At 46.6% G+C, this 25231-nt stretch carries 17 protein-coding genes; 10 read left to right on the forward strand and 7 right to left on the reverse strand.

Features of this window, described 5'->3' with window-relative positions; genetic code table 11:
- Positions 1-91: 91 nt before the first annotated feature.
- Entirely contained in the window at positions 92-616 is a 525-nt protein-coding gene (locus B9N89_RS12540) for a hypothetical protein (RefSeq protein WP_132318858.1), read from the reverse strand.
- Between the two features lie 251 nt (positions 617-867).
- On the opposite strand from B9N89_RS12540, the gene B9N89_RS12545 reads away from it, so the two are divergent.
- The 4 genes from B9N89_RS12545 to B9N89_RS12560 all read left to right on the forward strand — a co-directional run bounded on the left by B9N89_RS12545 (position 868) and on the right by B9N89_RS12560 (position 6584).
- Entirely contained in the window at positions 868-3273 is a 2406-nt protein-coding gene (locus tag B9N89_RS12545) for a M1 family metallopeptidase (protein WP_200820708.1), read from the forward strand.
- Position 3274: 1 nt separating this feature from the next.
- A complete protein-coding gene (locus B9N89_RS12550; RefSeq protein ID WP_132318856.1) occupies positions 3275-3742 on the forward strand; it encodes a DUF6702 family protein in 468 nt (155 codons plus the stop codon).
- Positions 3743-3943: 201 nt separating this feature from the next.
- Complete coding sequence (locus B9N89_RS12555; RefSeq protein WP_132318854.1) at positions 3944-4498, forward strand: hypothetical protein; 555 nt, start codon at positions 3944-3946, stop codon at positions 4496-4498.
- A gap of 217 nt (positions 4499-4715) precedes the next feature.
- Positions 4716-6584 (forward strand): GTP-binding protein, encoded by a 1869-nt coding sequence (locus B9N89_RS12560; RefSeq protein WP_132318852.1) that lies wholly within the window; start codon positions 4716-4718, stop codon positions 6582-6584.
- 52 nt (positions 6585-6636) lie between these two features.
- On the opposite strand, the gene B9N89_RS12565 is transcribed toward B9N89_RS12560, so the two are convergent.
- Together B9N89_RS12565 and B9N89_RS12570 are read right to left on the reverse strand one after the other, a co-directional pair.
- Positions 6637-7914 (reverse strand): hypothetical protein, encoded by a 1278-nt coding sequence (locus tag B9N89_RS12565; RefSeq protein WP_132318850.1) that lies wholly within the window; start codon positions 7912-7914, stop codon positions 6637-6639.
- Positions 7915-8100: 186 nt separating this feature from the next.
- Positions 8101-9561 carry a metallophosphoesterase gene (locus B9N89_RS12570; RefSeq protein ID WP_159455337.1) on the reverse strand — a complete coding sequence of 487 codons (1461 nt, stop codon included), beginning with the start codon at positions 9559-9561 and terminating at the stop codon, positions 8101-8103.
- 309 nt (positions 9562-9870) lie between these two features.
- On the opposite strand from B9N89_RS12570, the gene B9N89_RS12575 reads away from it, so the two are divergent.
- Positions 9871-11763 (forward strand): c-type cytochrome domain-containing protein, encoded by a 1893-nt coding sequence (locus tag B9N89_RS12575; RefSeq protein ID WP_132318846.1) that lies wholly within the window; start codon positions 9871-9873, stop codon positions 11761-11763.
- Positions 11764-11790: 27 nt separating this feature from the next.
- Here B9N89_RS12575 and B9N89_RS12580 read toward each other — a convergent pair whose 3' ends face one another.
- Positions 11791-13962 carry a hypothetical protein gene (locus B9N89_RS12580; RefSeq protein ID WP_132318844.1) on the reverse strand — a complete coding sequence of 724 codons (2172 nt, stop codon included), beginning with the start codon at positions 13960-13962 and terminating at the stop codon, positions 11791-11793.
- A gap of 477 nt (positions 13963-14439) precedes the next feature.
- Between B9N89_RS12580 and B9N89_RS12585 the strand changes: the two genes are divergently transcribed.
- The 3 genes from B9N89_RS12585 (at position 14440) to B9N89_RS12595 (ending at position 17823) form a co-directional block, all read left to right on the forward strand.
- Complete coding sequence (locus B9N89_RS12585; protein ID WP_132318842.1) at positions 14440-15621, forward strand: response regulator; 1182 nt, start codon at positions 14440-14442, stop codon at positions 15619-15621.
- A 109-nt stretch (positions 15622-15730) separates the two neighbouring features.
- Positions 15731-16501 carry a substrate-binding domain-containing protein gene (locus B9N89_RS12590; protein ID WP_159455338.1) on the forward strand — a complete coding sequence of 257 codons (771 nt, stop codon included), beginning with the start codon at positions 15731-15733 and terminating at the stop codon, positions 16499-16501.
- A gap of 221 nt (positions 16502-16722) precedes the next feature.
- Positions 16723-17823 carry a hypothetical protein gene (locus B9N89_RS12595; RefSeq protein ID WP_132318838.1) on the forward strand — a complete coding sequence of 367 codons (1101 nt, stop codon included), beginning with the start codon at positions 16723-16725 and terminating at the stop codon, positions 17821-17823.
- Between the two features lie 62 nt (positions 17824-17885).
- Here the strand turns inward: B9N89_RS12595 and B9N89_RS12600 are convergent, their stop codons facing one another.
- Positions 17886-19619 carry a phospholipase D-like domain-containing protein gene (locus tag B9N89_RS12600; protein ID WP_159455339.1) on the reverse strand — a complete coding sequence of 578 codons (1734 nt, stop codon included), beginning with the start codon at positions 19617-19619 and terminating at the stop codon, positions 17886-17888.
- 462 nt (positions 19620-20081) lie between these two features.
- Between B9N89_RS12600 and B9N89_RS12605 the strand changes: the two genes are divergently transcribed.
- Complete coding sequence (locus B9N89_RS12605; RefSeq protein WP_159455340.1) at positions 20082-21440, forward strand: sensor histidine kinase; 1359 nt, start codon at positions 20082-20084, stop codon at positions 21438-21440.
- Between the two features lie 26 nt (positions 21441-21466).
- On the opposite strand, the gene B9N89_RS12610 is transcribed toward B9N89_RS12605, so the two are convergent.
- Positions 21467-22426 (reverse strand): hypothetical protein, encoded by a 960-nt coding sequence (locus tag B9N89_RS12610; protein ID WP_132318832.1) that lies wholly within the window; start codon positions 22424-22426, stop codon positions 21467-21469.
- A gap of 256 nt (positions 22427-22682) precedes the next feature.
- Between B9N89_RS12610 and B9N89_RS31705 the strand changes: the two genes are divergently transcribed.
- The gene (locus B9N89_RS31705) at positions 22683-23801 is read left to right on the forward strand and encodes a uracil-DNA glycosylase family protein (RefSeq protein ID WP_200820709.1); all 1119 of its coding nucleotides are present in this window, start codon (positions 22683-22685) and stop codon (positions 23799-23801) included.
- Positions 23802-24250: 449 nt separating this feature from the next.
- Here B9N89_RS31705 and B9N89_RS12620 read toward each other — a convergent pair whose 3' ends face one another.
- The gene (locus B9N89_RS12620) at positions 24251-25225 is read right to left on the reverse strand and encodes a hypothetical protein (protein WP_132318830.1); all 975 of its coding nucleotides are present in this window, start codon (positions 25223-25225) and stop codon (positions 24251-24253) included.
- Between the last annotated feature and the right edge of the window lie 6 nt (positions 25226-25231).

A 25231-nucleotide genomic window follows, 5' to 3' on the forward strand; every position in this document is an offset into this window, starting at 1 on the left:
AGACAAAACCGAGATCTTAGAAATTGTATGGCTTTTGCTGATGGAAAGGCCGTGGAAATGCCTCGCTGTATACCAGCGAGGCTCGTAGCTTTTATTTCTTGACGTAGCTTATCAAGTCATGAATGCTGCGGTTGAGTACTTTTGCCGTGCGCTTGAAGCCCTTCTGTAAAGTCTTTGCTTCTTCGCTGATGAAGTCTTCGAGTGAGGCTTTTGCTTGCTCTGCTTGATGATTAAAATCGTGCATCAAATGCTTGGAGCGGGTGTGTTCGTCATGAGCTTTTTGAATTTCCGCTTTTATGGCAGTTTTTGTTGCTTCCCACTGTTCCTTGATATCCATCAGGCCGAGGTGGCTATGAACACCAAAGCGATCGAGTTTTGTGCGAATGTCTTGTTCCTGACTGTTAAGGTTGCGGTTAACAATCTCAAGAGACTTGATCATGTCCTTGCGCAAATCTCGGCCTTCCATTCCTGCCAAATGCCATTGAACCTGCAGCTCGTCGATCAATGATTTGATGCCTTGGCGAGCCTCTTCAAGGTCTAATATGACGTCGTCCATATCAATGTCTTGGAGCTTAACTTGATCGGGGATGGTGTTGATTGGGTTTTCTTGTTCCATGAGAATCCTCCATTGTGAGATGTCGTAGAACATCTCTGAATAAGCAAGGGCTATACCAACTCTAAAACCCCTGAGTTCGTTGCAGAATCTAAAGAACGACTGTGCCAAATCACACTGGGTTAGGCAATGGAGTGAAATGAGTAAATTACATGGACAATAAGCCTCCTAAATCCACGCCAATTTGTTGTGCAGCGAAGGATTGAAAAAGATGCTAAAAGCCCTTGGAAACTACTAAAAGTTATGGAGTCACGATGAAGTTTTCGATGTTACGAAGTGGCCTGCTGTGCCTGACGTTTCTTTGGTCCCTAGGAAGTGGGGCGAGTATCTCAAAACGCGCTGAAATTGCCGACCAGAAGATGAATTTCGACGATAAATTCCGCCAACTGGAAGAACTCTTACCTACACCTAATGACTATCGTACAGCGTCTGGGGCTCCCGGGTATCGCTACTGGCAGCAGCAGGTAGACTACAAGATGGATCTGCGATTAGACGTAAAAAATCAGAGAATATCTGGTGAAGAAATCATTACCTATAAGAATAACTCTCCCGATTCTCTCTACTACCTGTGGCTTCATCTAGAGTCTCGCTCAAGGGATCAGAGTGCGGGCCGCGTTTTAACCCAGACTGGCTTGGATGAGCCCAAAGTAAGCTATCGCACCTTGCGAAATATCCTGGAAAGCAATGCCTTCGATCTTGATTATCGGATCGAATCCGTCACTGATATGGATGGTAAGGCGATCCCTCATACCATCAACGACACTATGATGCGTGTAGATCTACCGCGGCCTCTTAGGCCAACCCGCAGCCTCTCATTTAAGGTGAAGTGGAGTTTTAATATTCATGATCAAAAGGCGATGGGTGGGCGATTTGGCTATGAGTTTTTTAAGGAAAAGAATAACTACATCTATCAGATGTCGGTATTCTACCCTCGCTTAGCTGCCTACAGCGATGCAGGTGGCTGGCACAATAAGCAGTTCTTGGGGGGCGGTGAGTTTACCCTTGAGTTTGGCGACTACGAGGTGAACATTACCGTGCCGGCAGATCACGTGGTTGCGGCTACGGGAACCTTGGAGAACCCGAGTTCTGTGCTTAGTTCAAATCAGCGGCAAAGGCTGAGCCAGGCTAAGACCAGTTCTAAACCCATGTATATCATCACCCCGGAAGAGGCTAAGGCTAATGAGGCCAAGGGAGCAAGTGGAGACAGTAAAACCTGGCGCTTTAAAGCAGACAAAGTTCGTGATTTTGCCTTTGCCTCATCGCCTAAATTTATTTGGGATGCCCAAGGCTTGAAGAGTGGCGGCCAAGATGTGATGGCTATGTCCTATTACCCTGAGGAAGCGACTCCTCTCTGGGAAACGTATTCGACACATGCCATTGTTCACACTATCGAGCAATATAACCAGTATACTTTCGATTACCCGTATCCAACAGCCATTTCAGTTAATGGCCCGGTAGGTGGTATGGAGTATCCCATGATCACGTTCAATGGCCCCCGTCCTGAGATCGACAAAAAAACAGGTGAGCGCAGCTACTCACGACGCACTAAATATGGCTTGATTTCAGTCATTATCCACGAAATTGGGCACAACTACTTTCCTATGATCGTTAATAGCGACGAGCGGCAGTGGACTTGGATGGATGAGGGGGTTAATACCTTCGTGCAATTCTTGGCAGAGCAGTCTTGGGAAGAAAACTATCCTTCACGCCGGGGAGAGGCCCGCAACATCATCGACTATATGGCGAGCGAGAAGCAGGTGCCCATCATGACGAACTCTGAATCCCTGTGGCAGTTCGGCAATAATGCCTATGGTAAACCCGCCACGGCGTTAAACATCTTAAGGGAGACTATCCTAGGCCGAGAGTTGTTCGACTTTGCCTTCCGTGAATACGCGCGGCGATGGAAGTTTAAGCGACCCATGCCTGCGGATTTCTTTCGCACTATGGAGGATGCTTCTGGTGTCGACCTCGATTGGTTCTGGCGAGGATGGTTTTACAGCACCGATCATGTTGACATCAGTCTTGAAGAGATCCATCACTTCACTATCAATACTCAAAACAAGGAAGTTGAGCGCTCTTTCGACAAAGACCAGTATCAGGCAGAGCCGGAGTCCATTACCAAGCAGAGGAATCGATCCCTGAATCGCCGCGTGGAACGCTACCCGGAGCTTTCAGACTTTTACAATCGCTACGATCGATTTACAGTGACGGGCAAGGATCGCAAAGCCTTCGATAAACTGGTCAAGGGCCTAGAGCCCGAAGAAAAGGCCTTGCTCCAATCCAAAAAGCACTTCTATCAGTTTGAATTTGCCAATAAAGGTGGGCTTGTGATGCCTATCATCCTGCAGCTCAAATTTAGCAATGGCAGCGAAGAGTTGCTGCGGATTCCCGCTGAAATCTGGCGGCGCCATAGCCAGGCAGTGAGCAAGGTGGTACTTTCCGATCATGAGTTAGTGAGTGCAACGGTGGACCCTTTTTGGGAAACAGCGGATGTTGACACCTATAACAATCACTTTCCTAGAAAGCCATACGAGTCTCGATTGCAGGTTTACAAAAGAGAGAAGAGCCGCAATCTTATGAAGGAGATGGCGGAAGACCAGAAGGCCGAAGCTAAAACCAGCGATGCGGCTGAAGAAAGTACAGCTAAGGAGACCCACTAATATGAGTCGGTTTGGAATTCCTAGGCCTAAGTTCCAGTCTGTTTTGACGATGGTTGTGCTGTGCTTTTGGCTTAGCCCTGCTCTTGGACATCGCTATGCCATGAGTCAGGGGATGGTTGAGCACAATAAGTCGACAAAGTCTTTGGAGCTTAGCATTCAGCTCTTCAATCATGATTTGGACCAAGTTTTTCCTAAGATCTGTCAGCGCTATGGCTACAGCCCGTGTTCTCATGAGGAGGCGTTGCTGAGCTATACCAGAGATGGGTTTAAAGTTTTAAAGGCTGGCAAAATCTTGCCATGGCGGTGGGTTGGAGTATCGCGGGAGATCCACCATACGTATATATTCCTGGAACTGATCGGCCATGAAAAGAAGCCTGAAAACATTACCTTCGAGCACAACCTTCTCAAAGACTTTTTTCCCCGTCAGGCGAATCGTGTGGTGTGGCGCACTCGGCCAGACCAAAGCTAGGGGTTTAAGTTGGCTAGGAAACTTTCACCATCTGATGCGAGGGCCAAATTCGGCCCTCCCACAAGTGGGTAGCCATCCCGAAAGCTCAAGGATATCAGTCAGGTCGAGTTAAAACTGAAAAAATGAATGTCGAGTCTTGATTTTCCCGCGTGGAGGGTCGAAACCTCGGTACTTGAGGTTTGTCTTGGGAAGGAGTTCAATTTGTTTAGATTCGCTGGCCAGCAGTTTCAAAGTCGCCAAGACTTGGACCAAGCCCTCTGCACCTATCTCAGCGATCGCATCAACCCTCGGTTTCACAAGGCAAAATTTAAAGCAGATCACGGTGCCATTCGAGAGTTGCGCGATTACCTGAAAACCGTACGGGAAGTTGAGGATCTCGACACTATATTCATCAGCCGCGGTAAAGACGGGTTTGTGTTAACCCTGCAATCACGTGTGATCATTGAGATCGATAAACACCGCTCCACAGGCTATCAATTTCAGGGTCTTAGCTACTCTAAATGGGCAGATGTAGAGCCCATATTTAAGAAGTTTCTGAGGAAATACACCCCTCGTATGCCCTGCTTTGCTGGACCGAGCCGCTGTATTTCTATGGAGCATCACCAAGCCGACGATTTCGTTGTGTTTGTTCAGAGCTACGGACAGGGTTCTTCAGGCACTGTCGGTGACCTCGATTGGGTCCACGTAACCCGCAAAGATCAAAGGTTTCACATCTATGGCTTTCGCAGAACCATGATGAATCTTGTAAATAGTTGATCAGCTTATCTTAATTGTTTCTTTACGATCGTCTAGTGGCTCGATCTTTGCCGTTGACTTCAAGCAATATCACTATCTAAACTGGCATAGTTGGGCCTCGCTTTTTTGTGAAAAAAACCTAGGAATCTTAAGAGAAAAACTGTAAAAAAATGGCCTTGTCGGCCAATTAGGTCATTTTAAGTAGGTGTAATGCCGCCGTCTGATTACCGGAGTATTCATGTCACAGTCCATACGAAACATTTGTACCATCGCTCACGTCGATCATGGGAAAACAACTTTGGTTGATTTCTTATTGAAACAGTCTGGTACATTCCAAGCCCACGAAACCGTCGAAGATCGGGTCATGGATAGCGATTCCCTAGAGCGTGAGCGAGGCATTACAATTTCTGCAAAAAATGCCTCGTTCAAATTAGGTACTACCAAAGTAAATATTGTCGACACTCCGGGTCACGCCGACTTTGGTGGAGAAGTTGAGCGGATCATGGACATGGTCGACGGTGCGATCCTATTGGTTGACGCTGCTGAAGGTCCTCTGCCGCAGACTCGATTCGTACTTGGCAAGGCCATTGAGAAAGGGTTGCGGATTATCCTTTGCGTGAACAAGGTGGATCGCCCCGAATGTCGCGAATCTGATTTGGTCGAAAACACTGTGAATAAGGTTTTTGATCTATTCGTTGAGCTAGGTGCTAGCGACGATCAGTGTGAGTTCCCCATTGTTTACGCTTGTGCCCGTGATGGTTGGTGTACCACTGAGCAAGATAAGATCGAAGAGTATATTGAAGGTCAACACCCGAAGAAGCTGGATCCTCTATTTGAAGAGATTTTAAAGTTTCCAGAAGCCAAGCCTGAAGACTACGGCGATTTCCGTATGCTTCTCTCGAATGTGGCCTACGATAACTTCGTCGGTTCATTAGCTCTCGGTAAGGTGAGAAGTGGCGACGTTAAGAAAAACGACACCCTCTTTCGAATAGGCGTCGACGCTCAAGGTAATCCCGTGACTGAGCGATTCATGGCGACGCGAATCTTCGTATTTGATGGCATGAAGCAAAAAGAGGTGGAAAGCCTGAGCGAAGGTGATATCGGCTTGGTTGCGGGCTGCGATAAATTTGAGATTGGCGACACCATCGTTGGCAAAGAAGGCAGTGAGGCTCTGGAGCGAATTGAGGTTGAAGAGCCAACAATGAGAATGCTCTTCTCTATCAACACCGGTCCAAACTCTGGCAAGGAAGGTAAGGCGATTCAATCTCGTGAATTGCGTGAACGCTTGCTTAACGAATGCCGTGCTAACCCAGCGTTGAAGATGGAAGATACCGATGTTGCTGACCAATATTATTTGCTAGGCCGTGGCGAACTTCAGTTTGGTATCATTATCGAAAGAATGCGGCGTGAGGGGCTAGAGTTTATGGTCGGTCGCCCCAATGTCTTGATGAAGCAGGCTGATGATGGTTCGACACTCGAACCGTATGAGAGTCTCGTTCTAGACTTGCCAGAAGCATACTCTGGTGATGTGACGAAGATCTACCAGCAACGTAAAGGTGTTTTAGCATCCTACGAAAGTTTGCCAGGTGATTCCGAGAACCCAAGGGTTCGTCTGACTTTCGAGATTCCCACTCGTGGTATTCTGGGAACAAACTCGCAGTTTCTTACCGCAACCCGTGGTACAGGAATCATGTCTTCCGAAACCATCGATCACCGACCACACACAGGAGTCTTGGCTCACCGTACAACAGGTTCAATTATCTCTGACCGAAAGGGTGAGACCACAGACTATGCACTGAACACCATTCAGCAACGTGGTGTGCTGTTCATTGGTACAGGTGTTGAGGTTTATGAAGGTATGATCATCGGCGAGTGTGCGAAGGATAACGATCTGAATGTCAACGCCTGCCGACCAAAGAAACTGACCAACGTGCGCTCGTCTGGCTCTGATGGCATCATTCAGCTCAATGGTACAAAGGACATGAGCCTTGAGGCTTGTATCGAGTGGATCGATGACGATGAGTGGATTGAAATCACCCCTGAAGCCATCCGCTTGCGCAAGAAAGTTCTTGCTGCCAACCAAAGACCAGTTAAGAAAAATAAATAATCATAATCGATAGACAGGGAACTCTGAAGGGTTCCCGGCTGCGGTTTATCGGCTAAGGGGCAACGCTCAAACTTTCGAATCCGAAAGCCAATGAGTCTGTTGCCATGTCCCCAATCCAAGTCGTGCCCAATGACCCGCCAGTGGTAATCAGTTGCGCTGCCGGATCTGGCCCACCAAAAGTTCCCGAAACCTGGCTATATGTGGCGTGAGACTGATCGTAGTAGTCCCCGATCAACGGGAATATCTTCTGTACCAAAATTGGTTGCTGGGATATCATGCGAAGCTCTTTAACTCCAATAGCTTTTGCCTGATCCTCGCCCTGGGCTTTTTTCCAGACACGGGCAATGATGGTAGCCTCGGTATTCACGATATTTGATATATCGACAGCCACATCATAGAATTGGGTGTTGAATTGCTCTAGGTTCGGATCGATTCTTGGAGTCAGCAAACCATAGCTAAATCTCGCTCCCCCTTCGCGCTCCTGAACTACTACTGTTACCGGGCCCGCTGGTAGAGTTAAAACCTGAGGAAGCGGCTCATCATCTTGGGTCAGGAGCTGGCGCCAGGCCCATTGATCAACACTAGGGTCAGAGATCATTTGCAGAGTTTGGTTATTGATGGTTACAAAAAATTCATTGCTGTCATCATCTGGCAGCATGACCCTCGACCAAAAGAAGTAGTCACCGGCAACGGGAATATCAACTGTGAATGTAATCGTTCCGGCTGTAGGATCACCTTGATCTTTAGGTGCACCTCCCGCAGGGCTTGTAACGTAGCTTGCAATGGCTCCATCTGGGCTGTCGGTTAGCATATTAGCAAAGTTTACCGCTCCGGTGCCTGAACTAGCGGGCATAGTGATATAGTCGTTGGGATCAGCCTCGATACTTACTGGGCTGGTCTCAGAAAATGTTGTGGTTTTGGATTTAATGTCGAACGTAGTACCGATGGGCTCTTCAAGCACAGCAACCAGAGCGTTCACCCCGGCTAGCAGCTCTTCGGCATCTTGCAAGCAGTCGGCTGACCAGCAGTTATGTCCATGATCACGAATTTTTGAAACAATTGTCGATCGCTCCGGTTGGAAGGAATCGATGCGGCCTTCCTTGATATACTCATACGATAAGTCCAGGGACTCATGACTTTCTGTATGGTGGCACTTGTTGCAATAGGGCTTGAGGATGGGTTCATATAGTTCTGCAGAGAAAACGGCTTTCGGATCGCCTGGCTTCAGCTCTGGGATCACTGGGTCAACTGGAGGTGGTATAGAAATCGTTGGTGCCTTCGAACAGTTTGCTAGCCCCAATAGCATCAAAGATATGACCCAAGCTCTCATTCTCGTCTCCTCACAATGTTCTTTGTGCGAGCTAGAATACAAGATGCGTGCCTTGTTGTTTAATTGTGATTGTAGGATCTTACCGTTGGTAAGAATGTCAAGACTTGTGGCACTGTCTATGGGGGCAAAGATAGCCCTGCCGGTTTCGGGAACCGGCTTTAAGGTCTTATCTTAAATAGGATAGATCTAGCGAAGATCGATAAAAGGTGGCGTCAGAAAAATTTTCAGATCCTGGTGCCGTCTCTTAATTCCTTCTAGGTCATCGAGGAATTCACTCCAGAGTCGTTGATGTGATTTCTTGGATCGAATTGGTTCCGTTATGTAACGCTCAAAATCAAAATGCATGGTATACCGAGACGAGCGAGCAGATGTTCCAAATGAAAGAGGCTTATCGCGATCACTGGCATAGCCAATGATCCAAAATCCTTCCCAATCGGCTACAGAGCCTACACTTTGTGGAACTGCTCCTCCAAAACTATCTGCCAGCAGGGTCTCGTAGTACGCAGACTCCTTTTGGTAAACCGGATGATTCTCGATAACATTGACTCCCTTGACAACATCATCTCGAAGTGCTGCATTGACAAGCTTTTCGCTAATACCTTGAACGTTTTCTGGAATGCGGCTGATCGCTTGGGAGTAGATAAAATCAATAGATTCGACAAAATTATCGATGATGGTGCGCTCGCGATCGAGGGATGGGGAGTAGGTGGAGGCCTTTATGGTGCCAGCTTCTAGATCAACTTCAAAGATTTTGAGGTAGCCGTCGCCACCATTGCGACTGCCTTGGAAATCGGCCAACACTTCATAAATGGGAAGATCGGCGCCGTTAAACCCGTCGTTTCTATGGAAGTCGGCATCGAAGTGGCCGCTTAATACCATGATGATATTTGCATGCCGTTGAATCAAGCCATCGTAAAACTCTTGTGACCTGCTGCCACGGTTATCCATGGTGATGCCACGTAAAATACCTGACTTGACCTTCTCACCATAGCGGGCAAAGCCAACCCGAAAATCTTGCAAATGCTTATGAGTGGTGATGATTGCCAGGCGATCCCGGTGGCTGGATAGGACTTGGTCAGCCCAATTGGTTTCGTCTTGATCGGAGTTAAGAGCGATGTTTAGAAAGATAAAGCCAGTTCCCTCATGCTCGATCAACTGGTAGTTGCTTTCTCCAGATGGCGACGAGCCCCCATACCAATGGCGATCGTTATATAATTGGGGGCCAAAGTAATTCCGGTAGTTTCTACTGTAATCAACAGAATCTTTGTTTCCTTCAACATCATGATTACCAAGGGCCATTCCATAGGGAATATCTGCACGATCGATGACGTCCATGGCTTCTTTAGCACGCTCCCACTGGGTGATATTCTGGGCTGTATTCACGATATCACCCAAATGAACGACCATCTTGATATCCAAGGAGTCTGCATTCTCGGCGACCCACTGGGTTTGGTCGGTAAAGTAGCGAAATGTTCCAGATGGATCGGTGACATTCTTCCTACCATCTCCTGGCCGATAGTCTTCAGTGTAGATTTGCGTATCAGGAAGGGCGACGAACCGAAAGGGCTTCGCAATGAGGTTTGTGCCAGCCAGGACTTGCGCAAGTAGCATGGTTGCTATCATGCTGTAATGATGCCGTATTATCATGGATTCCCACCTTGTTGTTAGAATATCGATGGACACATCCATATCACATCAGAAACGATTCCTCACCGTTCAGTCATCACCCAGAAAGACCAATTTGAAGGCTTTGTTCGGCGGACCAGGTAACCAGTGTTGAAATCCTTGCCAAGGTGCGGTTAGCAAGGGGCAGGAATATATGAGAAAAAGCTAGAAGCCGGACTTTTGCTTAAGATTACATGTTTTTGTGACGATAATTACCGTCAAATAAAAAAATTTTGGGATCGCTGATAGAGGTCGAGCCATCCCAAAAATCCATCGACCGGGGGGTTAAGGATGGGACGACGGCATCTCTTTGGGGCATCGCTATGCCTCAGTGTACTCGCATGCAAACCACAAACAAAAGCTCATATCATTTCTTCAACAAATACTGTGGAAAAGCTGATTGTAGAGGAAGTCTCTAGCGATCAGGTAGCAGTATCCCTTGAAGCCCAAGCTTTGACAATATTAGAGACTCAGTGTGCATCTTGTCACAACTTTAATAACGCTCAAGGTGGCTTTGGATCGATCCTGGATGTGGAAGAGATGATCAAGAGTGGCAAGTACATTGTTCCTGGTAATCCAGCTGAATCGACGATTTTCAATCGCTTGGCACCAGAGGGCAACATGCCCCCCAGCGGTGAGTTTGCTGATGAAGACCGGCAGGTTCTAGAAAAGTGGATTACCGAGATCACCATTGAAGAAGTTATTCCACTGAGCACTGAAGATGAGATTAAAACTATCCGGGCTGACTTAGAGCAGAATGTTGCTGCGGGCAATCGGTCGTTCGTCCGATATTTTTCTCTTCAAAATCAAAACAATGCGGGTCTTTCCTCTGAGCAGCGCGATAGTATGCTCAAAGCTCTTGCTAAGACGCTCAACTCTCTGTCTTCGACAACTACAGTTAAGGCGCCACTAGTTCTCGATGAACAGAAGAATATTGTTCGGATTGATCTCAGAGACTATGGTTTTGATGTGGCTAGCTTTGAAGCAATCATTAATGAGTTCTATCCTTTTGCGATCAGTCAAGTGCCATTTGGTAACGATCCGGTACAAGCGACAATCGCGGAAAACCACTCTTTCTTAGCTCAAGAAATCGGCTCAACCAATTTTCGAATTCGAATGGACTGGTTCGTTGCAACGGCGACCTTGCCTGAGCTTTACAAACGATTTCTAGGTTTGCCACCAACTTTGCAAGAACTCGATGTACAGCTAGGTGTCGACGCAATCAGTAATATTACAAACAATCTTGTGATTCGGAGTGGTTTCAGAAATTCTGGAGTTTCGAGTCAAAACAGAATTATCGAGCGCCATGTTTCTAGTAATAATTTACCATATTGGATCAGCTACGATTTTGCAGATAACAACGAAGGACAGCAGAATATCTTCAACTTTCCTCTGGGCCCTGTGGGAGCAGGATTTGATGAAAAAGCCTTCGATCATGACGGGGGTGAGGTGATCTTTCAGCTGCCTAACGGCCTATTTGGCTACTATTTAAATCTTGCAGATGGCACGGCCATTGACAAGGGGCCTACAAATATCGTTCGTCAGATAAATGGACCATCCCAGTTTTTCCAGGCAATCGTCAACGGGATGTCCTGCATGTCTTGTCATGGCCAAGGTCTTTTACCTAAGAAAGATGATATTCGTGGGTTTGCCGCGGCAGCTCAGAACTTCTCACAGGCTGAAAAGGTGAAGATTGCAGACCTCTTTGTTCCAGAGACAGTCATGAATCAAGCCATTGCTGAAGACAATCAGCGTTACTTCGAGTCGCTTAAAGGCCTTGGTATTAGCCCACTTGAGCCAGATCCGATCAACAATGCCTATCAACATTACAATAAGGCATTATTCAAAAAAGATGTTCAAGCAGAGCTAGGCTTCGATGACAATACCTTCAATACCATGGTCCAGACCGAGCCATTTAGGACAGCCTGGGTCAGTATATTCTATAACTCAGGGTCGATCACACGGCAGGAGTTTAACCTCCTCTATGGGGAAGCGATTCGAGCTTTCGGTAATGGTCGTGAGTGGACTGAGCCAACATCAGGGGACCATCTTATAACTCCTGATTGTATGGTTGCTGATCCTGCAAGTATGAGCACTTGTACTTTCAGCTTGTTGCCAGAGCCACCGGTGGTCGAGGACCCGGCTGCAGCTGATCAGGCTGCTGCAGCAGGTGATGGCGCTTAGCTTAGCTAGTAGTTTGGTTTACGATCCTTACAAAAACCAGTTTTCGGTGAGATAGTCTCGCAAGGATTGTAGTTCGGATTCAGTAAGAACACGGTCGTAAACCAATACTTCACCTATGGCCCCAGCAAAATGATGAGAGCCAACTGCAAATCCTGAGCCGAGATGGCCCATGGTTATGCCGCTGATTGTCTTCCCAGCATCGAATTCTGCGATGACAAGTTCTAAGGTATCATAGGCCCAAGGAGAAGAGTTCCCGTTTTCGAAGAAATTGGTAAAACTGGTATCATTTTGTAATTGGTAGCGCGCTTTGGTGCTACTGCTGCCATCGAAAGAAAACCCTAGATAGGGCTGACTGCTTCGATTCTCACAAGCTACGTGTGCTCCGTCACTGTAATGACCCCATATCTGACCGAGGTCTTGTGAATCCTGCCCCGTGCTATTCACCCGAAATACCGCAATCACGGTGCGGGCTACCAGGCCTTGGCTGCTCTCAAGGTAGTCGTCGACCCCATCAAAAACGAGCATGCTTTGGCCTTGGGGCCCACTTGCTTCGATAAGCGGCTGAGAGCCAAGCGTTGCTTGGCCGAGGTGAGCGCTAGCGCTGCCTAGATCTGAGATCTGGGAAACGCGATTACTGCTATCGATATTGGCGCTAGAAACGCCAGGTTTTAGCCAATGAACCAAGCCGTCTGCAGGAGGTGCCTTGGCTTCCACTTCGTTGACAGTGAAGGAACCTGTAATACCATCGCTGCTTGCACCTGTTGCGATGTTAAATCCACAGATACGAAAGCCGTAAGTGCCAAGTTCTAAGCCTTGTAAAAGGTAAGATTGATTTAGCCCAATAGCGCCAGAAGAGATTTGCTGCCCTTGCTGGCAACTGGCGGGCGCTGTATTAGCCTGATAGCTGATCGTGTGGTAGGTCGCGCCTTGTCCCTCAGCTACTTGCCATTGAATTCTGAGACCCAATGGCAATTGCTGGAAATCAAGACTCAGTGGATCTATGGGAGCCAAGCTAGTGTCTTCCTTCCAGCGCAGGCGCAGGTAGCGATCCAGTGCCTGGCGATCTTCGAGGCTTAAGGCGCGGCTGAACGCTAGTAGCTCCCCAATCTGACCACCATAGAAATGCTCTGAAGAGCCGCCGGCCGTAAGTTGAGCCATCGATTGGCTTGTGATGCTGTAGGCGGAGCCATATTCGGCAAGAGTATAGTGAATCTTGTTGTACTCCCAAGGTGCAGGGGTGAGGTGAGTCACGTAGCTCGATGAAAGAGACGTCAGGTCATCTACAGCATACCGAGCGCTATGGCTGGAGCTGCCATCGAAGCTGATGCCGTGATTTGTATCTCGCGGATCTGTGGCGATGTGGACGCCTTCGCTGTAGCTACCCCATATTTGCCCTAGAAGAGAAGAATTTTGGCTATCGTCGACCCGATGCACTGCTATTACTGTTTGGACATCAAGGGTGGCATCCCCGAGTAGGCGGTCGTCAACACCATCAAAATCTACCATCGCGAGCTGATGGCTGGCTTGGTCGACTCTAGGTTGCTGATCTGCTGAACCAACCGATAGATGTCGCATATTGCCCGATTGGTCCTGCCATTGGCTGACTCTACCATCGACGAGCGTGACACCTGCATCTGATCGATACCAGACTTCCATACCTTCAGGAAGAACAACAGCTGCGACAGGGAGAGATTGGTAGAGTGTTTCGCCGCTGAAGAGGGCGCGAATGCAGATTAATTTTAGCCCTGAACTTGGAAAAATAATGGCAAGGCTGAGATCGTTACCTTCGCCTGTGATCGCTTCAAGCTCGTCCTGGGTTGTGCTTGCATCGCAGCTCTGACCTTCATTCAGTAGAAAAGCTGCGACAGAAATGGTTTCATTCGCTCGTACTTGAATCGTTTTAGTGGACCCTGGTAGGTAGGGCCCATATCCTTCTGAGTCAATGAGTTCTAGGCTTGCTCCGGCCGGCGTTGAGACAGCAGCAACCACATCTTCTGCGGCTTGAGGTCCTGGTTTACCTTCGTTAGCTTGGTCGGGTAACAAAGGATTTCCATCCGGCTTCGGGACATTCGGGCTTTGAATCGAGTCGACCTCTTGGGATGAGACAACAACCGCCGGCTGCTCATCTGGTGAACCAGACTTTTTATTACAGCTAGTCATAAGAATTAAACATCCTGTAAGGATGAGTCGCAGTAACATTCGCACCCCTTGTTCGTTGAGCTATACTCTCTTTTCGGTAGGTGAGATGCTTAGACTAAGGGTGCAGTGGAATCATCCTAAGATCAATTGTTTACACCATAACAATAGGATTATGGATTGATGACTTTTGGTAATTTTTTGAGATATACATTCTACTAGATATCAAAGAGAGCCCATAGATCTTTTGCTTTCAGTGGGAGTGCTGGGTAATAAAGTAGAAAAGCGATAATATTCCTGTAAATTATTTCGGATCAAAGGTGAACGAAGGTGAAAAGTTTAATATCAATAGTAATTTAGAAATGGTGTAAATGATCTCTGCGGCTAACTAAGATTTCCTAAAAATTATCAATCTTAGTCCCGAGAGTAATTGGAAGCTAGAGGGAAAGATGGCCGTTGGATGCTAGGCTAGTGCAAGCGTTTTATCAGATAACAGCGGTCCTTTCTAACGGGTAACTGCCTAGAAAGTGAGATTCAGGGATGCAAAAGAAATTTCCATCGAAAGTTTTGTTTGTGGATGATGACTCCAGCGTGGTGACACCAGTAGCCAATGCTCTCGATAAGATGGGAGTTGAAATCTTTGTGGCTTCAGATCTTCAAACTGCCATGTATCGCTTCAATAAGCAGTTCTTCAAAATTATTTTTATTGATATGAACTTTGGCGAACTCGATGCACTATCGTTGATCCAAAAGTGGCGTAACCACGAGGTGAAGGAAAAGCGTACCGCGGCGTTTATTATTATGAATAGCGCACCCTTGAAGCCAGAGCAAAAAGCTCTTATGAGTGAACTGAAGGATATTGAAGTCGTTCAAAAGCCTCTTGCCTTAGGACCGATGATCACCCAGCTTAAGAAGTCGCACGGGCTACAAATTAGAAAGGACCTCAAAGAGAAGCTCAAGCATGGTATTCGCCAGGACTTTGAAAAATCGGGAGACCTAGATCAAGCTATCCAAAGGGTTAAGGAATGCCAGAAAGCTCTTGGCGATGACTACTTCACAATGTTGATTGAGCTTTATAACCTAAAGGGTAGCTACGAAGAAGGCTTGGAACTCTTGAAGAAGATGCCGGATAAGCTTATGGACCCCTTGCAGAAGTTTAACTTGATGGGTGAGTTTAGTTTGAAGATCGGCAAGTTCGAAGAGTCCAAACAGTTCTACGAAAAAGCGGATAAAATCGCTCCTGGTAATATCGATCGCATTACCAACATGGTGGATGTTTACTTGGCCCTTAAAGAGCCTGAAAGCGCAATTGAGAAGCAAAAAGACATCATCGAGTGCAATCCCGAAAATCCTGACATAAAATTTGAACTTTTCAAAAAATTAGAAGATGCTAGTTTTGCAGACGAAGCCGCCGATTTTTGCCGAGAGTCCACCATGCCGAAAGAAGTTATTAAGTACTTTAATAACAAAGGTGTGATGATGGTGAAAACGGAGGCAATTAAGAACGCAATCGCTGAGTACGAAAGGGCATTGAACTACTACCCCAATAACAAAGATAATTATTTGATACACTTCAATATAGCCCTCGCCTATCTGAAGCTTAGGGACCCACAACAAGTCTCAGTTGCCATCGATCACCTAAAATCCTCCATGGAAATTAATCCCCAATTTGAGAAGGCCAAAAGCGTGTTTGAGCGGGTACAAAGAGCCTCTGCAGCTTGATAGCTTACTTACGAATCTAAAATTGTACTATTCTCCAGTGAATTTTGCTAAAATTGACCGGACTACTTTGATCTTAGGTTATTTGGCCAATTCTATGCGGGAGGCTTTTATGGTTCGCTTTTGGTGTCTTGTAATGCTTATGACTAGCACTAAACTTTTCGCTGCCGAGCTTGTCTTTGAAGGCTCTTCCACTGTTTCGCCTACCGTTCGGGACTGGAAGAAACTATATGAAAAAGAATTGGGACTAAACGTAACCGTCAAAGGTGGGGGCTCAAGCCGCGGCATCGCATGTGTGAAGGACAATAGCTGTACCATAGGCATGGCAAGTAAATCCGTGGACGCTGCAAAGGTAGCGCCCGCTAAGGTTGTTCACTTAGGATGGGATGGGTTGGCATTTGTAACCCATAAAGGGGTGAAGATCGATAACTTAAATGAAAGCCAGGTCAAGGATATATTTTCTGGTAAAATTAAGAACTGGAAAGATCTTGGTGGGCCAGACCTTGCTATCAACCCCTTAAGTCGTGATGAATCAAGGGCTGAGCAAAGTCAATTTAAGAAGGTCTTCGGAATAGACCCGATCGGAAGCCCGATGGATTCCAACTTAAAAACAATCCGCTATGTTTCGAGAGTTGCATCGTCTATCAGCTTCATGAGCTTGGGCCTGGCTCAAAAAGATGGCAAGCGACTAAATATTCTAAAGTATGAAGGGGTCGAACCAAATAGTAAAAACTTGAGTAGCGGAGCATACAAACTGAGACGTGAGTTAGTCATGATTTATAGAGATGGTGATGCTCAGCAAAAGTCGATTAAGTCTTTCTTAGATAGCTACTTGAGCAAGAGATCCGAGCTCTTTGCCGAGTATGGCTATGTTGCTGACTGAGATTTTTTAAAGAACAGAGCTGCACACCGCGAGTTACCATGCTGTGGTTGCCATTGTGCTAGGATTTAAATTATTCTCGTGGTGGCCCCCCCCAGAGGAGAAAATAACTCAATAAATATAGTGTATTATAGTTTAGTTTGTGCCTTTAAAAGGAGTTGCGAAGGATTCAATGGTTTTTAGCCGATAAGGGTGATTCGGCGAGGACCATATGAGTAAGTGCAATGAAAATACTTTTATTCACACTTTCAATTTTAAGTCTAGGCTCCTGCACGGATCAGCAGTTAACTGGTGGAGCTATCGAAGAAAAGAGCCGAGATACGGCGCAGGCTGAGCAGGCTTCCGATAGTCCGCCGATCTCAGAGCCAGTGATGGTAGCTGGGGCGTTTCTATATTGTGCGGTGGACGCGGATATGGCAGCTGAAGAAGGTTTATCACCAGTGGGATGTGCCGTACAGCAGGCTGGAATCAAGGTGAATCTTCCACTAGATCAACTTCAGGTGAACCACGAAGTAAGGGCGAATGAACAGGTAGTCGCAGTTGATGGCTTTCAAACTGAGCCTGATACTAGCATTTGGCATTGGTCCTTCAGGATGGAAGCCAGCCTAGTTGCGGAAAGCGTCGTAGCTCTTTCACTCAGCTCCGAATCACTCAATTGGAATTATCAATACGAATCGCGAATTGCTAGTTCTCTCACTACCGTACCCGATTTAGTCATTTCGTTCAATGGACCGCAATTAACGGAAAGCACGACTGGACTGGTTGATGGTCACTTCGATCTTGATACTTCGGTAGAAATTTATGGTTTCGATGAAGGAAGCAGCTCCGGGCACGTTCACGAGTTCGATAAGAAGAATCAGCTGAATGGAGCTGATATGTTTAACCTCACAGATAAGGGTTTGCTGTCGATTCAGGCAGCTATCGAACCGGATGTACCGTTCAAACTTTTGGTTGTGAACGAAAGCCTCTCCCCTGGGGTAGGGGTTACACTGAATGGGTCGTCTATCGCGGTAGCTGATTTTAACCGATATGTAAGTCCTCAGAAGTTTACGTTAACCGCTCCGCAAAGCGACGAGGCCATCCTACTGACAGAGTTAAAGATTGCCATCGAAATCGACGCGATAGTTAAACGCCGCTTGGTCGCATCAACCACTGACTGTGTACGCAAGAATCGTGCTGGACCAAATGGAGAGTATCGCAATGGTGCACTTACCTTGCAAGCTATAAGTTTGGAGGGCAGAATCGATCCACAGACGGGAGCTGCTAAGGAAGGACTTTTGTGGGAAGCAACTGTATTCTCTCATGAAGCAGAGTGTCTTCAATAGCTCCCAAGACTAAAGGTATCAAAAAAACCTCCTGCCTCTGAAGCAAGCAGGAGGTTTCAATCTTATCGACTGCAGTACCGGTTTCTTTCAGGGTACTTTCTGAAATCCTCACTATTGATAAGCGGGCAATTGTTATAGATCAACCGTTTCAGAGCATTTACTTCTTCATACTCTAAAGCCATATCCTCAAATACAATAGGAAAGCTCTCTTGGGTTTCAATTTGAGCACGAACCTCACTTAACTTAGCTCGATTACGATCCCACATAAAGGCGAAGTTTTCTGTGAAATCATCGACCATTTCCGGATATCTTTTACGCTCGAAGATGATGATATTTTCCATGGTGTTGTGCTCAGCATTGTCAGAGAAGTTAAAACTCCCCGTAACCACAGTTTGATTATCGACAATCAGGTACTTGTGATGCATCTGTGGGGCATATGAGTAGTGCCAGCGATATGCATATGTCTTAAAGCGGAGATCAATTCCTGATTGGGAGACATCGTAACTGTAATAGTAGCCACTATCATAACAGTCTTGGCGTTTTGCCTCACTTGTCGCATCTTCCACACATTTTTGCTGCTTAGCTTTTTGAGTTCGATCGTAGCTAGCAGAGATATACTCTTGGTTATCAAGTAGGATCTGGATATTCAGATTCGGATTCTTGGCTTTAGCATTCATTAGGGCTGTTGAGATTGGAAAAGAGCGAAGGTGGCCTGTAGCAACTTTAATGGAACTCGTTGCGCTTTCAATCACTTCAACGATTTCGTTGCTAACTGTATCCCGTTGGCGAATAGTCGTGAAACCTTTGCCATAACGGTTCTCAAAGACTTTGAAGTTTGCAGAAGTAAAGTGGGAGTTGAACCCAAGCTCATCGAGCTCTTCGTCATCTAACGGCGATTCTAGTAGCGGCTCAAAGGATATATCGAAGTCAAAGCTTTCCCAAACAAAGTCACGAGAGTTTTGCCACAAGAAATCGAATTCTCTGCGATAGCTGTCGATTAGAGGAACGTTGCCACGAACGAAGACAGTGTTTTCATCGAACTTAGTCGCTGCTGAACTCGTCCAGTTAGCGCTACCCGTGATGAGCTTGGGCTTGATCACGCTATCGGCACCTCGTCCATCGATTACTGCGAATTTGTGGTGCATGATTTTATTAATGTAGCGTACGTCAATACCGATGGACTCTAATTTTGCAGAGAAGCTGTTTTCCGGTTTTTTGCGGTCAGCATTGGCTTTTTCGAACAAAAAGCGGATACGCACGTTGCGCTCTTTAGCGCGTTCTAAGGCGTCGAAAATATCTGCTGATGTTTCTCGCATGCTATACATCGCTATGTCTATGGAGGATTGGGCATCATCAATCCACTGGCGGGCAACTGCCAAATGACTATCTTCTATGGGCTGCGGAGAAAAGATTACAAAGGCTTCGGAATTGGCATCAGGGTCGCCGCCATCGACGGGAGGCTCAGGATCGGTCGTCGATAGATCACAAAGAACGTTCGCATCTGCGCTGAACTGGCGAAGAGAGGCCGGACCAACTTGGGCAAGTTGGCCTAAAGAATCCAAGCTAGTGATCACATTGCCGGTTGCTAGATATGAATTGACGGACGCAAGGGCTTGAGTGCGCACACTCGGCCATCGTTGGGATGAAAAAACTTCAAGCTCACGAGCTTCGCGAATGATAAGGTCCTCAGCGCATTCTGAGAAGTCTACACCTTCGACCTTCGCGGCTGAGAGAGGCTGTGCTGCAATCGCGCCTAGTAAAGCGAGTGCAGAAAGAAAAGTTTGCCATGATTTCATAGATGTTTGCTCCATTTCAGCGATTCGTTGATGGATACATTCAGTCAGCCCTAGGCCTGTCGGCTGGACCAACAGGATGATTGGAAGTCTGTCTGAGAGTGAGTGACATTGCATGTTTAGATTATGTCACAGTACTGTCTAGATATCCTTTTGGACTGGCTTAGACGAACATCAAAATTTGATGATCTTCATCGAAAATTTATTTAATCGCAATTTATCCTGGTATTAAGCTGTTATTATTGGTGTATTTTAATTATAGACGCAACTTGTTCCCGCAGTGCTACTTTTTTGCGCTGTAAGGAGACCATCACGGGACTTTTTGTTTAGAAGCCTGCTCCAGATCAGACTAAAGCCAATCTTTAGATCTCAAAGCAATTGAATGGGCATAATATTCCTAGACTATGAATACAATTGAGTCTTCTTTGTGACGAAACCTTGAATGGATGAATGCCTGAGGAGTTGATGGGATCTCACGTACCAAAATTTTTGGATATCTTTATCCATAATCGCAATAAAGCGGATCCGATTCGCTCGACGAAATCTCGGGTATTGGTGGGGGTGAATCTCGCGGGGATCTTGTGTTTCTTGGTTCTCGACACGATTGTCCTAGGCGAGGTTCCACTGTTATTTGATATTGCCTTCGGCGCGATAGTCCTGAATCTCTTCTTATTTCGTTGGCTGGGGAGTGTTACGGTATCTACGTTCTTTGCTATGACCTTTGTGCAAGCAATAAACTCTTATTGGTTCTACACATCTCTTCTCGAAATAGGAGTGTTAAATATCCAAATGGCTTGGGCGCTTCTAATCGTGGCGTCTGCCCCGCTGGTTGGTGGTGTTGCACTGGCAATCTATGTCACAGCCCTGTCCTTAGGGTTTGCTAATTTCTTTGCCTTTCAATTTATCGCTAAGCAATCTTTAGAGGAACAGTTTTTTTCTAAGGCCATGCTTCTTGAGTGGAATATCGTTGTAGTGATGGTCTTTTGCGTGACGGTCATTTTCGAAAGAATTCTGTCACGGCAGATGAGGGAAACTGTCATTGCCAAGGAAGCGTTGGAGATTCAAAAGCAAAACGCTTTACAGTCTTCAAAACTAGCTGCTTTAGGCGAGATGGCCGGTGGGATTGCCCATGAAGTGAATAATCCCCTAGCGATTATCTATGGCAATGCTGGCATTGTGCGTCGCAAATTGCTAGAGCTTAAGATTCCTGATGCCGAAAAACTGGCCAAAAGGCTAGAGAAAATAACGAGTACGGTGGATCGAATCAAGCTTATCATAGATACAATGAGAAAGCTTTCACGTCAGGAATTTGAAGACAGTGACAAACATCCCCATGACTTGGGCGAGATTATCAATGATGTAATCATCCTGTATGCCGAAAAACTCAAGAGCCGCGACTACCGATTAGAATTGCAGCTCGACGAGGGATTGATTGCTATGTGTAGTCAAGTGCTCATGGGGCAAATCTTCATCAATTTATTAAACAACGCCATTGATGCGCTTGATGACAATAGACAGAGTGATAGCTGGATTAAGATAGAAGGTAAAGTGATCTTGGGGTCGTTGATCGAAGTGAGAGTTAGCAATGCCGGTCCCAAAATTCCCTCTGTCGTTGCTGAAAAAATTATGAATCCATTTTTTACTACGAAGAGAATTGGAGAAGGCACAGGGCTTGGCCTAAGCATATCAACAAGTATTGCTAAACAGCATGACGGTAACCTACAGCTCGATCAAAGTCAGGGTTACGTGTGCTTCTGCTTGCGTTTACCTCTTCATACCAAGATTCGACCTGAGCAGTCTGTACGTTACGGCAAAGCGTCTTAGTCATTCATTTATCGGTTTCCCTAGTATCATGAACCGGGGTCAATTTCGTAGATACAGTAGGTTCCAAGCTGCGTGTGGGCGCTCCCTCCAAAATCGAACGTTGAATCATTGCTGATTTGGTAAGCAACAAGGCCGCTTTGCTCGCGAGAAACGCGGTGCCAAAACCAACCCGAGTAACCTTCCAGTTGAGAAGCGCCCGCTGCAAAAAGTTGATGGCCTTCGCTACGAAGGGGGAGCCGCCAAGTTCCTGGCCAGTGGTTCACTGGAGGAAGGTTGTCGCAAATATCTGCTGCGCTTGATCCATTGCTGGTATAGGTAAGGGCATTCGTAAAAAGTTTTTGCTCAGTCTCATGATAGTAAATCTTGTCCCAAGGAATCGATCCCCCATGGACTTCTGGCCCCAAACCTGAGTGGTCAAGGTTGAGGCTTTCATCAGTAATAACGAAATCTTCTCGATCTGTTGCGTGGTGCCCTTGATAGGGGAGTTCCGGCAATGAAGCGCCTTCATAGAAATCTTCTTGATTGGTTTCCGCTTGAATTTCCCCTGCAAGAACCATATGGATCGATTGGAAGTAATTATGATAGTAGTCTTCACTGAGAACGAGACCCACACTCCAATCAGAGAATGCCGTCATGGGGCGCAGGTACAAAATATCTTCGCTCTTAGGGCTCGGTCGGACAATCCATGATAACTCGCCGAGGAGCTTTGAACCGTCCTGATTGAGTGTCGCTTTACATAATACTTTCACATGATTAGTCAGAAATTCGCTTTCGCAGTGGAGCCGGTAGGCGTTCTGTAAGTTCGAGGGCGTTACACCTGCGTCCAGGTTTTGTCTAAGTTGTTCCTGATTAGCCGCATTAATATCGGTTTCATGACCCTGTTGTATGGCGGCTTGCTTCGCGTCGTCGTCGGTGCCCTTACAGCCTCCAAACAGGCTTATTGTGACGAGACTTGCTAAAACTAGTTTTGGAGTGGCATCGTTCAAAATCGATCTCCCAGCTTATCCACGCTTGCCATCGGGTTAAGGAGCTTTAAAAACCAGTCAACTGACTTACCCTTACCAAGGCTTCACATTTATAAGCTCTCGGTGCTTTTGACGAGAAGTTATGAGGGGGACACAAGTATATGATATTGTGTGATAAAAAGCATGGATAAAAGGCAGTAGCTCGCGCATACTTATAGCGAATTCTACCTAGAAATCTTGCATAAGGTAAGAATCTCACTACAAGAGGGAGGGAGTTATGGTCAGGGGCCAATCGATTGTTAGAATCCTGTCGAATCCAGATCGAAGAACAGTCCAGGGGGTTGATCAGGCAGTAAGGTTGATCCGAGTCTCGCCTGATCGCATAGAGGAGCTAATTGACTGTGTTTTTCACCAAGAAAGTGTTGTGGCGATGCGTGCTGCTGACGCCTTGGAAAAAATCAATCGTAGTCACCCATATCTCCTAAAGCCTTATAAGAAAAGGATTCTGACGATACCGAAAAAACAAGCCTGCAAGGAGGCGCGGTGGCACTGGTGTCAGGTTGTGCCAGGCTTAGACCTCACCGATAAGCAAGCCCAAGCAGTATACGAAACTATGGCGATCTTCCTAGAAGACCCATCCAGTATTTTGCGTACTTTCGCTTTGCAGGGAATAGTTGATCTGGCTGTCACCTATCCCAAGTTCATTGTCAGCGCCAAACACCATATTGAAGCTGCACTTAGCAAGGGAACAAAAGCAATGCAGGCTCGGGCTCGCAAACTGGCTAAAACTGTGGATCTAGCGGAACGCTATGCAAGCAATCCGAGCTTTCGGCTTCATCAAGACATTATTACTTGCAAGGCCTGCAAAGATCTGCCTTTAGGCCCCAAGCCTGTGGTTCGACTGACGGCGGCTGCCCGAATTAAAATAGTAGGGCAAGCTCCAGGAATTCGCGTTCATGAAACAGGAATTCCTTGGAACGATCCTAGTGGTGAGCGGCTTAGGGATTGGTTGGGTGTTGGTCGTGCGGAATTTTACGATCCTAAAATCTTCGCCTTGGTTCCTATGGGGTTTTGTTATCCTGGAACGGGACCAAGCGGAGACCTACCTCCAAAACCAATCTGTGCTGAACTTTGGCAAAGTAAAATCGAAAGCAATTTGAAGAAAGTTGAACTAACTATGGCTATTGGCAACTATGCGCAAAACTATCTCTTGCCAGAGCCGAAACGTTCGTTGACGGAAAGGGTTAAGCATTGGCAGGATTACTTTCCCAGTGTGGTGCCGCTACCGCATCCCTCCCCCCGTAATAATCGTTGGCTCAATAATCACCCCTGGTTTGAAAGTGAATTGCTGCCAGAACTTCGAGATTTGCTGGCAAAAATTATTAGGGGCTCCTGACATTCGAAATATTACTGGCAGGTTTGACTAAAATGATAAAACAAGGCAAGGAGCGAGTTTAGCACCGTTCTTAAGAGCAGTTCCAACAGACTTGCCGACGTGTCCCCCGACGATGACCCTCCCTGTAGCTTCACTGAACGCTTCCCAACCCTGAGGGCAAGCTTGTAAATTAAAAGCCCCAATTGTCCCACTGGGAAAACTAGTTTTCAACATCTGCTCTATGATCAAGATTTGAAAAATCAATAAAAAAATCACTCAAACTAAAATTAGTGGCTCGACTTTGAACCACAAATTTCAAATCTGACGTTTTAACTATTGAAGCAAACTCCATTCATAGTCTATCGTTAGAAGCGTTATCCTCTTTTCATAATATCCCCTCCTGACTGCTTTATAACCCAGGGCCCGGCAATCGTCGAATGACTTCTTGTGGCGTGAATATGCTAGATTGGCTAAGGAAAGGTCCATCCGACGGCTAGACCAATATCCTTCTGTGTCTGATCTGCAACGGAAGATCTTAGATCCCGATACTCGCCCCATAGATAAGTGCTGGGAACCCAAGCCATGTCTGGATCGATCAAAAAGCTAACATAAGCTGAACTTCCATGGCGAACGCGAAAAGACGAGGCGAAAGAGGACATGTAATAATGGAGACGAAAAGAGCTCGATAGAAACCAAGCAGGAATATGGTACCGGACGCCAGAGGCCAGGAAATTTTGACTAACAGGGTCAATGATTAGACGAGTGGCATCTAGGGCCGACAGATAAGGGGTTTCCTTGGATCCCAAGGCTGTCACCAAGGACAGGGAGCCCCAGTAGTGCCAGTCTCTCTGGGCGATCCAGTTATGGACTCTAACCTTATTTGATTCGAACGGCCTGGTATCGTCAGTTTCGAAACGATGTTCTTGGATATCAATAATTAGCTTATCCGAAAACTGCCGCCCCCGACGATTCAGTTGAATCCGAACCCCGACATTAAGCCGAGACAGTAGGGTTGAGGTCGATCCATCGGCACTTTCCACCAAGTCAATTCGTGAGTAACCAACTGTTGGAGCCAGTAGCCACGACATGGGGCCAACCCGCCCTCCCTGGCAACCCGAGCACGCATCCGAGCTATTCATCGCCCCAGTTGCGGGGAGACTAGGACTACTTGAGATCGGGTTTCGATTCTTCGCATGGGGGACCCAGATCGAGTCTCCTGCTAGAATCAGATCAGGATCTTTAATGTTGCCGTTTTTAGCTGTAACGCTATCCTTAAATTTTTGAAAGCTTTTTGAATGCATCCCGTGCTGAACAAGGTCTTTGAAGATATCATAAAGGGTCATATCTTGGAATATATGATACCGATACCACTTCTCTCCGGCCACAGCCTCATCAGAAGGACTCAAGAAACCGACCAATGCCAATGTTAAAAGAAACTTTTTCATACCCTG

This window comes from Pseudobacteriovorax antillogorgiicola (assembly GCF_900177345.1).
Taxonomy (GTDB): Bacteria; Bdellovibrionota_B; Oligoflexia; order Oligoflexales; family Oligoflexaceae; genus Pseudobacteriovorax; species Pseudobacteriovorax antillogorgiicola.